This window comes from Streptomyces sp. NA02950 (assembly GCF_013364155.1).
Taxonomy (GTDB): domain Bacteria; phylum Actinomycetota; class Actinomycetes; order Streptomycetales; family Streptomycetaceae; genus Streptomyces.
On sequence record NZ_CP054916.1, the window covers coordinates 8,876,008 to 8,889,944 of the forward strand.

A 13,937-nucleotide genomic window follows, 5' to 3' on the forward strand; every position below is an offset into this window, starting at 1 on the left:
CCACCCCTCACCATGAACGCCCCACCCCTCACCGTCGCCCCGCCGGCGCCCATGAGCACGGCCCGCCGACCGGTCCGGACCGCCCCGGCCACCTGCGGTGGGACCTCGTGGTTGCTGCCCTCCGAACCCGCCTCGGTGCCCCAGGCCCGCCGCCTCGCGGTCGCGCAGCTGGCGGCGTGGGCGCTCACTGAGCACATCGACAACGCCGAGCTGCTGGTGAGCGAGCTGGTCACCAACGCGGTGCGGCACGCCTGTGGACCGATCCGGCTGACCTTCTCGCTGTGCGCGACCGACCGTGCCTTCCGGTGCGAGGTCGCGGACGAGGACTGCGGAGAGCCCCGGCTGTGCCGGGCGGGCGCACACGACGAAGGGGGGCGCGGGATCCATCTGCTGGAACTGCTCTCCCGCCGCTGGGGCAGCACCGCCACCGCGGTGGGCAAGGTCGTCTGGTTCGAACTGCACACACGACGGAAGGAGACGCCATAGAGAACTCCACGCCTCGTACCCATACGGTGAAACCGCATGGCCCGGGGAAGCGGCCAGTGTGCGCCCTCACCGCACCGGCCGTCCCCGGGTCGCTGTCTGCCCAGGGCCGCACCCCCGCTCACCACGGGAGTCTCTGCCCGCGTCATTGATCGTCGTCATACGGTTCATGTAGCCTGACGATCGCACCGAGTGGCGTAGTTTTCGGATTTTTTCGCAGTTTGTGCAGTGTGTGGGGCCGAGGGGGCTGCCGTGGGGGATGAGCGGACCACGGCCTCCGGCCCCTCCAGCACCTTGGTCGGCCGCACCGGGGAACTCGCGGCGCTCACCGGCCACGCCGAGTCCGCCATCGCCGGACGATCCGGACTGGTGCTGCTGACCGGACCGGCCGGAATCGGCAAGACCAGTCTGCTGCGCGCCTTCCTCGGCAGCGATGTCTGCCGGAAGATGACCATGCTGCACGGCACCTGCGGTGAGGTCGCCTCCGGCACGGGCTACGGCGGTGTCCGCGCCCTCTTCGGCGCACTGGGGCTCACCGACGGGACTGCCGGGGAGTCCGCGCTGCTGCGCGGCAGCGCCGCACGCGCCCTCCCCGCGCTCACCCCCGACCCCGGCCATGACGAGCCGTACGCGGCGGCCGCGTACCCGGTGCTGCACGGGCTGTACTGGCTCGCCGCCAACCTCATGGTCCAGGGCCCACTGGCGCTCGTACTGGACGATGTGCACTGGTGCGACGAGCGGTCGCTGCGCTGGATCGACTTCCTGCTGCGGCGGGCCGACCACCTCCCGCTGCTCGTGGTGCTCGCCCAGCGCACCGAGGCCGAGCCCACCGCGCCCGCCGCCCTGGCCGACATCGTCGCCCAGCCCCGCACCGCGGTGCTCCGCCTCGACCCGTTGACCGACACGGACGTGGGGGAGATGGCGCGGCTGGTCTTCCCCACCCCCGTCGCGCCGAGCTTCGCCGAGCGCGCCGCGGCCGTCTGCGGCGGCAACCCCCTCACCCTCGCCCGGCTGCTGCGCGAGCTGCGCGCCAAGGGCGTACCGCCCGACGAGCACGGCATCCGGGAGATCGCCGAGGTCGGCCAGCACGTGGTCGCCCTGTCGGTGCGCGCCCTGTTCGACCACCGGCCCGGCTGGGTCCGGGACGTGGCCACCGCGATCGCGGTCCTCGGCGACGAGGACGCCGGGCACATCGGCGCGCTCGCCGGGGTCCCGGCCGCCCGGGTCGAGGAGGCCGTGGCGTTGCTGCGCGACGCCGAGGTGATGGCGCCCGACCGCCCGGACCTGGCCCATGACGTGGTGCGCTCGGCGGTGCTCGAGACCGCCGGCGCCGCGGCCCTGGCCGTGCTGCGTGCCAAGGCCGCCCTGCTGCTGAGCGACATCGGACGGCCCGCCGAGGAGGTCGCCAACCAGGTGCTGCTGGTCCCCGGCACCCCCGAACCGTGGATGCGCGTGGTGCTGCGCGAGGCCGCCTCGCGGGCCGAGCACCGGGGCGCCCCCGAGGCCACCGCCCGCTATCTGTACCGCGTCCTGGAGGCCGAGCCGGACAGCGTCCCGGTCCGGGTCCAACTCGCCAGGGCGCTGGCGGAGATCAACCCGCTGGAAGCGGTCCGGCTGCTGGAGCACGCGCTGTCGCTGACCTCCGACGTCCGCGCCAAGGCGCCCATCGCCGTGCAGTACGGCATGACCTGTCTGCCCGTGCAGCGTTCGCGGAGCGCCGTCCGGGTGCTCACCGAGGTGCTGGACGCGCTCGAGGCCGGGACGGGGCCCGAACCCGATCCCCAGGACGCCGAGTTGCTCACCCTCGTCCGCTCCGCGCTGCTGATCACCGGCTCCGACGAGAAGGCGACCATCGACGCGGTCCGGGAACGCTTCGCGCGGATGCCCGAGCCGCCCGGTGACACCCCCGCACAGCGCCAGATCCTGGCCGTGATGACGCTGCACTCCGCGCTGGGCGGCGGCTCCGCCGAGAGCACGGTGCGCCGGGCCCGGCACATCCTGAGCTCCTCGGGGGTGGCGCTGGACAACTGGTCGTTGCTGCTGTCCTCGGTCAGTCTGACCCTGGCCGACGAGACCGACGGCGCGCTGGAGGCGCTGGACCGCTCGATGCGGCTCAGCCAGGAGAGCGCGGCGGTGTGGTCGTATGTGCTCGCCCTGTCCAGCCGCGCCCTGGTGCTGCACGGGCTCGGCGCGATGCCCGACGCGCTCGCCGACGCCCAGACCTCCCTCGAGATCATCGGCGAGGAGCGGTGGGGCGCCAATATGACCATGCCGCAGACCGCGCTGGCCACCGTCCTGATCGACCGCGGCGAGCCGGAACGCGCCGAAGAGCTGCTGGCGCGGGTCACCCGGCCGAACATCGAGGGGTTCGCCATGGAGTACCACTCGTATCTGATGGCCCGCGCGCGGGCCCGGTGGGCACTCGGCGACGGAGACACCGCGCTGCGGCTGCTGCTCGACTGCGGGAGTTCCCTGGCCGAAGCCGGGCTCGCCAACCCGGTCTTCGTCCCCTGGTGGGCCGAGGCGGCCTGTATCTGCGCCGCGGAGAAACGCCCCGACCGGGCACGGGACGCCGTCGACCACGGAGCCGAGCTGGCCCGGCGCTGGAACACCCCCCGCGCCCTCGGGCTCGCCGCGCTCGCCCGGGGAGTGATCACCCCCGGCCGGTCCGGTGTCGAGCTGCTCACCGAGGCCGTCGACCACCTGTCCGCCTCACCCGCCCGGGCCGAGTACGTCCGGGCCGAACTGCTGCTCGGAGGGGCGCTGCTGGAGGCGGGCGATCCACGCGCCGCCCGGGAGCATCTGCGCATGGCCGCCGACCTGGCCCAGAGCTGCGGGGCGCTCGCGCTCGCCCGGGACGCCCGGCGGCGGCTGGTCGCCGCGGGCGGCCGGATGCGCGAGATCACCGCCTCGCCGGTGGATCTGCTCACCGGCACCGAGCGCACGGTCGCCGGGCTCGCCGCGCGGGGCGCGGGCAACCGGGAGATCGCCGAGTCGCTGTTCGTCACCGTACGCACCGTCGAGACCCATCTCACCAGCGTCTACCGCAAGTTGGGGGTGAGTCAGCGCACCGAGCTGGGCTCGGTGCTGCACACCCCGAGCGTTCCCGATCCACGGGCCCCGGCCTGGGTCTCCGCCGCGCGCGGGCGACCCTGAGCGCGATGTGACGGCCCGGCGCGGTCCCTGGACGATGCGCCGGACATATAGTCACACCATGCAGTTCAACGGGCTCCCGTTCCCCGGGCGTGAACGAGAGCAGGCGGCGCTGGCGCGGGTCGTCACCGATCTCGTCGAGGGCCGGCCCGCGGTCGTGACGATCGCCGGGCGACCCGGCTTCGGACAGCGCGCACTGCTCGGATGGGCGGCCCGGCTCGCCGCCGGCCGCGGACTGCGCGTCCTGCGCGCCGAAGCCACCGTCGGCGAGAGCGTCCTGCGCTACGGCGCCGTCGACCAGGTGCTGACCCCCGTGGACGGGCTCGGCGACGGCGCCCGCCGGGCCCTCGTCGGACAGGGCCCGGACAGCCGTTTACCGGGACTGGCCGAACTGCTGCGCGCCGCCCGCGACCGGCCCACCCTGGTGACCGTGGCGGACGTGGGCCGGCTGGACCCGGTCTCACTGCGCTGGTTCGGAGCCCTGATACGCAGACTCTCCGGTACCCCGATCGCGGTCCTGGCCGGCAGCACCGGCGGCCACCACCCGGGCTGGTGCGGGATCACCTCCGCCCCGGGCCCGGTCCCCGCCACCCAGCTCACCCTGTCCGCCCTGACCGGCCGGGACCTCGCCACCGCCGTGGCGCTGATCTGCGGCGAGCCCGGCGAGGAGCCGTTCACCGCGGCCGCAGCGGAGGCCACGGCGGGCAATCCCGAGGTGGCGCACGAGGCGTTGCGCCGCTTCGCCGGGCGCGGCCACCGGCCGCTGGCCGCCCGGGTGCCCGAACTGCGCTCCCTCGCCGCCTCCGTCACGGGAGAGCACACCGCCCGGGTGCTGAGCGGGCTGCCCGACACCGCCGTGGCCGTACTGCGGGCGCTGGCGGTCTGCGGCGAACTGCTCGACCTGCCCCTGCTGTACACCCTCGCCGGACCCCGGGCGGCACGTGAACCGGGGCTGCGCGCCACCCTGGAGGCGACCGGGCTCACCGTCACCTCCGGCACCGCCCTGCGGCTGCGCAACGCCGACGTACGCGCCCGCGTCCTGGAGGAGATGACCGCCGCCGAACGCGCCGATCTCTTCGCCCGCGCCGCCGAACTGGCGCACCGGGCAGCCGTACCCGACGAGGACATCACCCGCCTCCTGCTCGCCGCCCGCCCCGCCGGAGAGCCCTGGGCCGTGCACACCCTGCGCCGCACCTGCGCCGCCGCCCTGCGCGCCGGACGGTCCGCCGAGGCGATCGCCTGTCTCACCAGAGCGCTGGAAGAGCCCATGGAACCCGGGCCGCGCGCCCGGCTGGGCCTCGAACTTGCCGCCATCGAGGTGCTGGCCGCGCCGGAGGCCGGAGACCGTCGCCTGGAGGAGATCATCCGCACCGAGGGCGACCAGCTCGCCCGGACCCGCACCCGCGCCGCCGATCTGGGCCTGACCCGCGGCGGTGTCGAGGGGCTGCGCCGGGCGATGCTGAGCGCGCTGCCCGCGGCCGGTGAGACGGAGCGGGCCGAACTGACCGCCCTCTTCTGGCTCTCCGAGGAGGAACGGGAGGACGACACCGCGCTGACGCTGGCCGACGTCCCCCCGCTGCCGGACCGCCCGCCGTGCCCGGCACAGGCCGGGGCGCGTGCCTGGCAACTCGCCCTGCGCGCCGAGAACCTGCCCCTGACGCGGGAGCTGGCCCGCCGCGCGGTCACCGGCCAAGAGGGCGGCGGCGCGCTCACCCTGCCCCGGCTCGCGGCGGCCCGCGCCCTGTTCCTGACCGATGACGTGGAGGAGGCCGAGACCCGGCTGGACGTCCTCCACACCGAACTGCGCCGCCGCCACGCCCGCGCCGCCGCCGCGCTCGTCCTCGCCGTCCGCGGCGAACTCCATCTGCGCCGCGGACGCCTGGACCGGGCCGAACGGGACGCCGTCGCCGCCGAACGGTCCCTGCCCCACGCCCGGTGGCATCCGGACACCGCCCCCTATCTGTCCGCCGTGCAGATCACCGTCGCCCTGGAGAGCGGCCAGGCCGACCGGGCCCGGGCGCTCGCGGCGACCGCCCCGCCCACCGGCGAGCGACAGGGCACGGCCTGGGCGTATCTGCTGTTCGCCCAGGGGATGGTGGGCCTTCTGGACGGCCGGGTGACCGAGGCGAGAGAGCGCTTCCGCTCCGCGGGGCGACGACTGCTGCGCCGCGGCCACCTCAACCCCGCGCTGATGCCGTGGCGTTCGATGGCCGCCCGGGCCTGCCACGCGGCCGGGGACCACGAGGAGGCCGAGCGGCTGACCGGGGAGGAGATCGCGCTGGCCCGGCGGTGGGGCGCGCCGAGCGCTCTGGGCTGGGCCCAGCTCGGTGCCGGACGGGTGGCCCGCGAACGGCGCGCCGACCGGCTCCGCGACGCGGTGCGCACCCTTCGCGGCACCCCCTCCCTGCTGGCCTTCGCCGGTGCGCTCACCGAGCTGGCCAGGACCGAACTCGACGCCGGGGACCACCGTGCGGCCTCCGCGCTGGTCGCCGAACTGGCCACGTTCACCACCACCCACCGCCCCTCCAGCAGGCTGGCCGAGCGGGTGCGTACGCTCACCGAACGACTGGGCCGGTCCGCCGCGTCCGGCACCGTCCCGCATCCGGCGTGGGCCACACTGACCGAGGCCGAACGGCGCACCGCGACCTTGGCCGGACACGGCCGCGGCAACCGCGAGATCGCCGAACTGCTGTCGGTGACCACCCGCACCGTCGAGCTCCGGCTCAGCGGCGCGTACCGAAAGCTGCGGATCCGCGGGCGGGCGGAACTGCGCACGCTGATCCGGGCGGCAGAGGGGTACGGAACGGATGTTGCTTGAGCGCGAGGCCGAGCGGGCACAGGTCGCGGAGGCCCTGAAGGCCGCCCGCGCGGGAGAGTCGTCACTGCTGCTGATCACCGGACCGCTCGGGATCGGCCGCACCGCGCTGCTGCAACGGCTGGCCGCCCCCACCGAGGACGCCGACGTCCGGGTGCTGCGCGCCAACGCCGCCCCGATGGAGCAGGACTTCGCCTTCGGCGTGGTCCGCCAGCTCTTCGACAGTCTGCTCACCGGTGCCCCGGAGGAGCTCCGCGAACGCTGGCTGCGGCAGCACGGCGGCTTCGCCCGCACGGTCTTCGCCGACGACGTCGTCCCGTCAGGGGAGGGCCGGGCGGCCGCCGCCAGTGAGGCCGTGCTGTACGGTCTGCGCTCCCTGCTGGCCGACGTCTGCGCCGACGGTCCGCTGCTGATCCTCGTCGACGACCTCCAGTGGGTGGACACCCCCTCGCTGCGCTGGCTCGCCTACCTGGTCAAGCGGTTGCACGGACTGCGCGCGGTCCTGGTGTGCACCCTGCGTGACGGCGATCCGCGCGCCCAGCACCCGCTGCTGAGCGAGGTCACCGACGCGGCCGCGCGGGTGCTGAGCCCCGGGCCGCTCACTCTCGAGGGCACCCAGGGGATGATCCGGGAGCAGTTCGGCGAGCGGGGCGACGAGGAGTTCGCCCGCGCCTGCTTCGAGATCTCCGGGGGCAACCCGCTGTTCCTGCTGTCGGTGCTGCTCGGCCTCGCCGTGGGCGGCCACCGGCCCACCGCGGACCACGCCGACGCCGCCCGCGAACTGCGCCCCTCCCAGCTGCGGGAGCGGCTGGCGGGCTGTATGCGCACCCAGCCGCAGCCGGTACGGGACCTGGCGGCGGCCATCGCGGTCCTCGGCGACCAGGGCGAACCCGAGCTGATGGCCCGGCTCGCCGGACTGGACGCGATCGGCTACACCGCCGCGCTGCGCGCCGTCCACGAACTGGGGCTGCTCGCCGCCCAACAGGAGCCGCGCTTCGTCCACCGCGTGGTGCAGGACGCGGTCGAGTCCTCCATGACGGTGGCCGAACGCGAGCGGCTGCACGACACGGCCGCCGCCCTGCTGTACCGCAACGGATGCCCGGCGGAGCTGGTGGCGGCCCAGCTGATGGCCGTCACCGCCTCCCGCCACCCCTGGTCGGTGGAGGTGCTGCGGGCCGCCGCGGACACCGCGCTGCGCCGCGGCGCACCGGACATCGCCGCCCGCTATCTGCGCCGTGCCCTGCTGGACGGCTCGCTGTCGGGCGAGGGCCGGGCCCGGCTGCTGATCGATCTGGCCACCGCGGAGCGCGGTTTCGACCCGGCCGCCTGCGAACGCCATATCTCCCAGGCGATACCCCTGCTGCCCTCGGCCCGGCACCGGGCCGCCGCCGCCCTGCGCATCTCCCCGACCATCGTGGGGCTCACGCCCCCGTCCGTCCTCGACCTGCTGCACCAGGTCGCCGAGGACCTGGGCCCGGTGGCCGAGCTGGAGGGCACCGCACGCGATCTGTCCCTGCGGCTGGAGGCCCGGCTGCGGCACGCCGGGCACGAGGATCCGGCCGAACTGGCCGCCGCCGTGGCCCGGTTGAACGGCATGGGGGAGGAGCCGCCGCTCGGCTCGCCCGCCGAACGCGAGCTGACGGCCGTGCTGCTCACCGCGGCGACGCTCACCGCCCGGCTGCCCGCCGATCGGGTCACCCGGCTGGCCCACCGCGTCCTGGAACGCGAACCGGCCACCTCGGCACGGGTGCACTCGGCGCTGCCGCTGGTGGTGATCGCCCTGGTCGCCTCCGACTCGGTGCGCGACATCACCTCATGGCTGTCGGCCGAGCGGCACACCGTGCGGCAGGACGCCACCGTCGTCGACGCGTTCGTCCACCTCGAGCGGGCGATGGTGCTCACCGCCCGTGGACGGGCCGCCAAGGCGCTCGACCACGCCGAACGCGCCGCGCGGCTGGCCGAGGACCACTGGCAGGAGATCGGCGTCATCTCCACCGCGGCCCTCACCGGGGTCGCCCTGGAACTGCGCGACCCCGCGCTCACCGAGCGGATCCTCGACCGGCTCGGCCGGCGCCGCTCCGCCGACCTGGCGCTGACGGCCGCCCTCCAGCTCCTCAAGGCGGCACAGGACACCGGGCACGGCCGCTGGACCGGTGCGCTGGAGACCCTGCTCGCCTGCGGACGGCAGATGGAGGCGTCGGGCTGGCGCAACCCCGTGCTCTTCCCGTGGCGGCCCTGCGCGGCCGCCCTCCAGGTGCGCGTCGGTGACGCCCGCGCGGCGTTCGCCCTCGCCGAGGAGGAACATCTGCGGGCCGTGGAGTGGGGAGCGCCCGTGGCGGTGGGCCGCGCCCTGCGGCTCAAGGGGCGGCTGAACGGCGGCGACCGGGGCGTGAACCTCCTGCGGGAATCCGTCGATGTGCTGCGCGCCTCCGCCAATGAACTCGAACTCGCCCGTGCGCTGCTGACCCTGGGCAGACGGCTGCGCGGCGGCACCGAAGCCGAGACCGTACTCCAGGAGGCCGCCGTCCTCGCCGCCGCCTGCGGCGCTCCCTGGCTGAGGGAACGGGCCGGTACCCGGAACGGCCGCGCCGCGTCCGCCACGCGGCCGGAGGCCGGTCTCACCCGCACCGAACGCACGGTGATCTCCCTCGTCGGCCGCGGGCTCACCAACCAGGAGATCGCCGGTGAACTCGGGGTGACCTCACGCGCCGTCGAGAAGCACCTCACCCACGCCTACCGCAAGCTCGAGGTCTCCGGCCGCCGCGAACTCATCCGTCTACTGCCTCGCCTTCAACGGGAAAACCGCAGTTAACGTCGGTAATTGAGCGGGATCGGCGCAGCCGGTGAACCACCGAACCGAACCACCGAAACCCAGGGGTGCGGACCGAACCCCGGCCCCCGCCGACCACAGGATTGGGCCACAACACCGCAGTTGACGTTGACTGGCTCAGCCACTCCTCCCTAGTCTCCATTCTGAAATCACATTCGAAAAACAATTGCGCGCACAATCCCCCCCGCAGAATTCAGAATTCAGGAAGGGATGGCAGTCCCTTGGCAATGTCCGCACTAGCAGATTCGGCTCGGCCAACCCCCCACGAGCTCGGATGTGAACAGGCCGAGTACGCCGATCTCCTGCGCCAGTTCGACCAGCCAGGGGTGTGCGTCGTATGTCTCGACCCGTCCCTGACGGTCCAGCAGGCCAACCGGGAATTCTTCCGCCAGTTCGACGACGCCACGGCCGACGTCTGCGGCCGCGGCTTCTGCGACCTGGTCCACCCGAGTGTCCGGCAGACCCTGCGACGTCAGTTCACCGGGCTCGTCGACGGTTCCCGTCATCGCTTCGCCGCACAAACGGTGCTCGTCGGATCGCAGGGTTCGGCCTTCACCAGTGTGCTCACGGGCGTGGCCGTACGCGAGGGCCGCTCCCATGTGGCGTCCATCCTCGTGCTGTTGCGCCCCACCGCGGGCGGCGGCGAGCTGAACATGGTCACCGAACGCAAGAAGCTGCTCACCGAGATCGAGGCGCGCATCCTGGAGGGGATCGCCGCCGGTCTGTCGACGATCCCCCTGGCCGCGCGGCTCTACCTCAGCCGACAGGGCGTCGAGTACCACGTGACCCGGCTGCTCCGTAAGCTGCGGGTGCCCAACCGTGCCGCCCTGGTCTCCCGCGCCTATTCCATGGGCGTCCTCAATGTGGGCTCCTGGCCTCCGAAGGTCGTCGAGGACTTCGTCAAGTGATCCCGCCCGAGGGGTGGGCGACTCGCGGCCACAGCCGGTCCGATGCCGACCGGCTGTGGCCGCGCCGCCACTCCAGAACACCTGACACGGACCGGGCCCTCGCCCACCTCGACCCGCCGGTCGCCGACTACGCCCGCGACGGCGTCGTCCGCACCGTACGGATCGCCCGGACCACCCCGCGCCGCGCCGACGTGCTCCATCTGCGCCGGGCCCACCACCGGCGGACGCTGGACCGGCTCGGCGTCCCGGTCTGGGACGAGGACGACGAGCGGGCCGTGCATCTGCTGTGCACGGAGGGCGACACGGCGGTCGGCGCCCTGCGCGTCACCGTCGACCGGGCCGGAGAGGGCGAGCTCTACGAGGACTTCGGGCACGAGGAGTTCGGGCACGAGTACTTCGGGCAAAGCGACTTCGGCCACGAGGACTTCGGCCGAGGCGACTTCGGCCACGACGATTTCGGCCCGCTGCACAGGACGCTCGGCGACGCTGAACTGCTGATGTTCGCCCGGCAGATCGTGCAGCCGCGACGGCGCGGCAGCGAGGTCGCCACCGCGCTGGCCCACGCCGCGTGCCTGTGGTGGAGCGTGCACTCCCGGCTGCGGCGGATCGCGTTCACCGGGATCACCCCCGCGGCGCCGGCCCCGGTCTTCGGGGCCACCGCGGTCACCCCGCCGTTAGCCCTGGGCCCGGCGTGCGTCGCGGTCGCCGTCTTCACCGGGCGGCTGGACACGGTCGCCGACGAGACCGCGCGGCGGCTGCTCCGCACCGGATGGTCGATCACCCTCCGGGAGGCCCTGGGCACCGGCGGAGCCGCGGGCGCGGCCGTCGACACGGCGGCCGGAACGCGGGAGGCGGACGCGCCGCGGGAGACACCGTGACCGACGTCCGCGCCCCCGCCGGGCCGCCCCGGCTGCCGTTCCCGGGCGGGCGCCCGGCCGAACCGCCCTCCCTCTACCTCCGGTTGCGCCGGGAGTGCCCGGTCAGCCGGGTCCGGATGCCGTCCGGCGATCTCGGCTGGCTGGTCACCCGGTACAAGGACGCCCGGTTCGCGCTCTCCGACCGCCGGTTGAGCAAGGCCGCGCTCACCGAGCCCGGCGCACCCCGGATCCGGCCCGGAGTCCTGCCGCCGGGGCTGCTGTTCACCACCGATCCGCCCGAGCACACCGTACTGCGCACCCGGGCCACCGCCGCGCTGACCCGTACCCGGATCGGCACCCTGCGCCCCGCGGTCGGCCAGATCGCGCGGGACCTCGCGGACACCCTCGGCCCCCGCGGCGAGGCCGACCTCGTGGCCGACTTCGCCAGGCCCCTCGCCATGCGCGTCATGTGCCGTCTGCTCGGCGTCCCCCTGGGCGACCGGGAGCGGTTCGCGCACTGGGCCGAGGCGGTGCTCGCGGTCGACGGACACGGCTCCGGCGAGGTCGAGCGCGCCCAGCGCGACCTCATGGCGTACACCGCGGCCCTGGTCGCCGCACGCGCCGCGGCACCCTCGGACGACCTGGTCTCCGCGCTCGCACGGGACGGCGACGACGCCACCGCCGTCTCCCTCGCCGCCACGTTCCTGGTCACCGGATACGAGACGATGGTCGCCGCCGTCGCGAACGCGGTGCTGACCCTGCTCACCCGGGGCGGTCTCCCCGCGCCCTGGCCCACCGACCCCCGGGCGCTGATCGAGGAACTGCTGCGGCTGGGCACCTTCGGTGACGCGCTGCGCACCCGCCGCGCGATCGCCGATGTCACCGTGGGCGGCGTGACGGTGCCCGCTGGTGACGTGGTGCTGGTCTCCCTCGCCTCCGCCAACCGCGACGAGACCGTCTTCACCGCCCCCGACCGGCTGCTGCCGGGCCGCACCCCCCGCCATCTGGCCTTCGGCCACGGTGCGCACTACTGCCCCGGCGCGCGGCTGGCCCGGATGGAGCTGGAGGCCGGCCTGCGGTGTCTGGCCGGCCGCTTGCCCGGGCTGCGGCCGGCGATGGCGCCGGAGGAGGTGGTGCCGCGCGCGGGCTCCGCCGAGCGGCCGCCCGAACGGCTCCCCGTCCGCTGGGATCCGCCGGGCGGTGCGAGCGGCTCAGGACGCGGAGGAGGGGCCGTGTGACAGCCGCAGCACATGGAAGGCGGTGAGCGCGACATGGAGTTCGGTGCGCCGGCCGCCTGACTCCAGATCACAGCCGAGCAGCCGCTCGATCGAGCGCAGTCGCTGGTAGAACGCCTGCCGGGACAGATTCGCCCGCTTGGCGGCCACGGTCTTGCTGCCCGCCGCGTCCAGATAGGCGTGCAGAGTCGACAGCAGGTCGGTGCCGTGCCGCTCGTCGTGGTCGACCAGCCGCCCCAGCTGCCGCTCCACGTACTCCTGCACCCGCACATCACCGCGCAGCGCGTACAGCAGCTGCCGCAGTCCGATGTCGCACAGCTCGTGGAAGGGCTTGTCCGGGGTGCCGGGAACGGCGGCGTCCGCGACCCGGGCCGCCTGCTGGAAGGAGCGCGCCAACTGGGACAGATCCGCCACCTCGGAGCCCACGCTGACCACCGCGTCCGGCCGGGACTCCCGCACCAACCGGCTCAGCCGCTCCGCCAGCGGCCGCCAGGAGGTGGCCGGGGGAAAGGCGAGCAGCACCCCGATATGGTCCCCGGGCACCGCCCCGACCAGCACGGACGTTCCGCCCGCCGTCAGCTCGGCCGTCAGCCGGTCCTCCAGCTCCGCCGACTCCTCGGGTGGCCCCGGCCGCCCGGTGAGGGCGACCAGGGCGACGATGAACCGGCGGCCCTGCACCGGTGTCCCCAGCGCCTCGGCCCGCGCCCTGGCCTCCCCGGCCGACCGGCAGCGCTGCTCGACCAGGTCCAGCAGCAGGGTGCGGTGCGCCCGCCGCTCCCAGCGGATGTGCTGGGTCAGCCGGGCGATGGTCAGGGCGGTGGCCGTGCGCTCCAGGACCATCGCGTGCTCGGGGCCGGTGGCCGGGGCGCCGGAGGCGTCGGGGAGCATCAGCAGCCGCCCCCAGCGCTCGCCCCGGTACTCCACCGCGGTCACCAGCCAGTTCTCCGGCCCGCTCAGCTCGGTGCGATCGGGGGAAGGGGTGGCACGGGACCGCCGTTCCCAGCCGGACAGCGCCGCCTCGACCCCCGGGCCCGGGGGACCGCAGATCACGGCCTGGTGCACCAGGTTCTCCAGCACCACGGGATGTCCGCTCATCTCGGCCGCCATGCCCACCACCTCATCGGGCTCGGCGCCGCGCAGGGTCAGCGCGGTGAAGGTGTCGTGGACGTCGTGGGCCCGGCGCAGGCTCTCGACCTGACTGCCGATGATCACGGAGTGGACGATCTGGGTGACCTCCACGAAGTTCACGCTCCTGGAGAGCAGCACCAGCGGGAAATCCCGGTCCAGACAGGCGCGCACCAGCTCTTTCGGCGGCTGGTGGTAGCGCCGGACCAGCTCTATCACCAGCCCCGCCGCACCGACGTCCGCCAGCTCCTCCACATAGCGGCGAACCTGCGAGGGGTCCTCCTCGGGCAGCGGCATCCCGGTGGTGAGCACGAGCTCCCCGCCCTTGAGGAAGGAGGCCGGATCGAGCAGCTCGGTGATGTGCACCCAGCGCACCGGACGGGACAGCTGCTCCCGGCCGGACACCACCTCCGGCAGCCCCGCGGCCAGCACCGGCAGGCGCAGCGTCGCGGCGAGCGTGAGCGGTGCGCCGGCCTCGTACGTGATACCGCCGGAGCCGTTCATGCGGATCACTCTGACAAGCTCCCGTCC

8 protein-coding genes are annotated in these 13,937 nt (G+C 74.4%); 7 read left to right on the forward strand and 1 reads right to left on the reverse strand.

Annotated features, from left to right (window positions below; genetic code table 11):
* Positions 1 to 12 precede the first annotated feature (12 nt).
* The 7 genes from HUT19_RS38180 to HUT19_RS38210 all read left to right on the forward strand — a co-directional run bounded on the left by HUT19_RS38180 (position 13) and on the right by HUT19_RS38210 (position 12,284).
* Positions 13 to 486, forward strand: coding sequence for an ATP-binding protein (locus HUT19_RS38180; protein WP_176187798.1), 474 nt, complete (start codon positions 13 to 15; stop codon positions 484 to 486).
* Positions 487 to 735: 249 nt separating this feature from the next.
* Positions 736 to 3,639, forward strand: a complete 2,904-nt coding sequence (locus HUT19_RS38185) for a LuxR family transcriptional regulator (RefSeq protein ID WP_176185464.1) — start codon at positions 736 to 738, stop codon at positions 3,637 to 3,639.
* Positions 3,640 to 3,697: 58 nt separating this feature from the next.
* Entirely contained in the window at positions 3,698 to 6,454 is a 2,757-nt protein-coding gene (locus HUT19_RS38190) for an AAA family ATPase (protein WP_176185466.1), read from the forward strand.
* Positions 6,444 to 9,263 (forward strand): AAA family ATPase, encoded by a 2,820-nt coding sequence (locus tag HUT19_RS38195; protein ID WP_176185468.1) that lies wholly within the window; start codon positions 6,444 to 6,446, stop codon positions 9,261 to 9,263. Before HUT19_RS38190 ends, HUT19_RS38195 begins: the two co-directional genes overlap by 11 nt.
* 239 nt (positions 9,264 to 9,502) lie before the next feature.
* Complete coding sequence (locus HUT19_RS38200) at positions 9,503 to 10,189, forward strand: helix-turn-helix transcriptional regulator (RefSeq protein ID WP_254886014.1); 687 nt, start codon at positions 9,503 to 9,505, stop codon at positions 10,187 to 10,189.
* Positions 10,186 to 11,067 (forward strand): hypothetical protein, encoded by an 882-nt coding sequence (locus HUT19_RS38205; protein WP_176185472.1) that lies wholly within the window; start codon positions 10,186 to 10,188, stop codon positions 11,065 to 11,067. The genes HUT19_RS38200 and HUT19_RS38205 overlap by 4 nt, the downstream gene beginning before the upstream one ends.
* Positions 11,064 to 12,284 carry a cytochrome P450 gene (locus HUT19_RS38210; RefSeq protein WP_176185474.1) on the forward strand — a complete coding sequence of 407 codons (1,221 nt, stop codon included), beginning with the start codon at positions 11,064 to 11,066 and terminating at the stop codon, positions 12,282 to 12,284. Before HUT19_RS38205 ends, HUT19_RS38210 begins: the two co-directional genes overlap by 4 nt.
* On the opposite strand, the gene HUT19_RS38215 is transcribed toward HUT19_RS38210, so the two are convergent.
* The gene (locus HUT19_RS38215; RefSeq protein ID WP_176185476.1) at positions 12,258 to 13,910 is read right to left on the reverse strand and encodes a PucR family transcriptional regulator; all 1,653 of its coding nucleotides are present in this window, start codon (positions 13,908 to 13,910) and stop codon (positions 12,258 to 12,260) included. The genes HUT19_RS38210 and HUT19_RS38215 overlap by 27 nt on opposite strands.
* Positions 13,911 to 13,937 lie beyond the last annotated feature (27 nt).

What these genes read in the sequence shown, in the direction of transcription:
- HUT19_RS38180 (WP_176187798.1), top strand. Translation starts at nt 13, where the DNA reads ATGAACGCCCCACCCCTCACCGTCGCCCCGCCGGCGCCCATGAGCACG.
- HUT19_RS38190 (WP_176185466.1), top strand. Translation starts at nt 3,698, where the DNA reads ATGCAGTTCAACGGGCTCCCGTTCCCCGGGCGTGAACGAGAGCAGGCG.
- HUT19_RS38195 (WP_176185468.1), top strand. Translation starts at nt 6,444, where the DNA reads ATGTTGCTTGAGCGCGAGGCCGAGCGGGCACAGGTCGCGGAGGCCCTG.
- HUT19_RS38215 (WP_176185476.1), bottom strand. Translation starts at nt 13,910, where the DNA reads ATGAACGGCTCCGGCGGTATCACGTACGAGGCCGGCGCACCGCTCACG.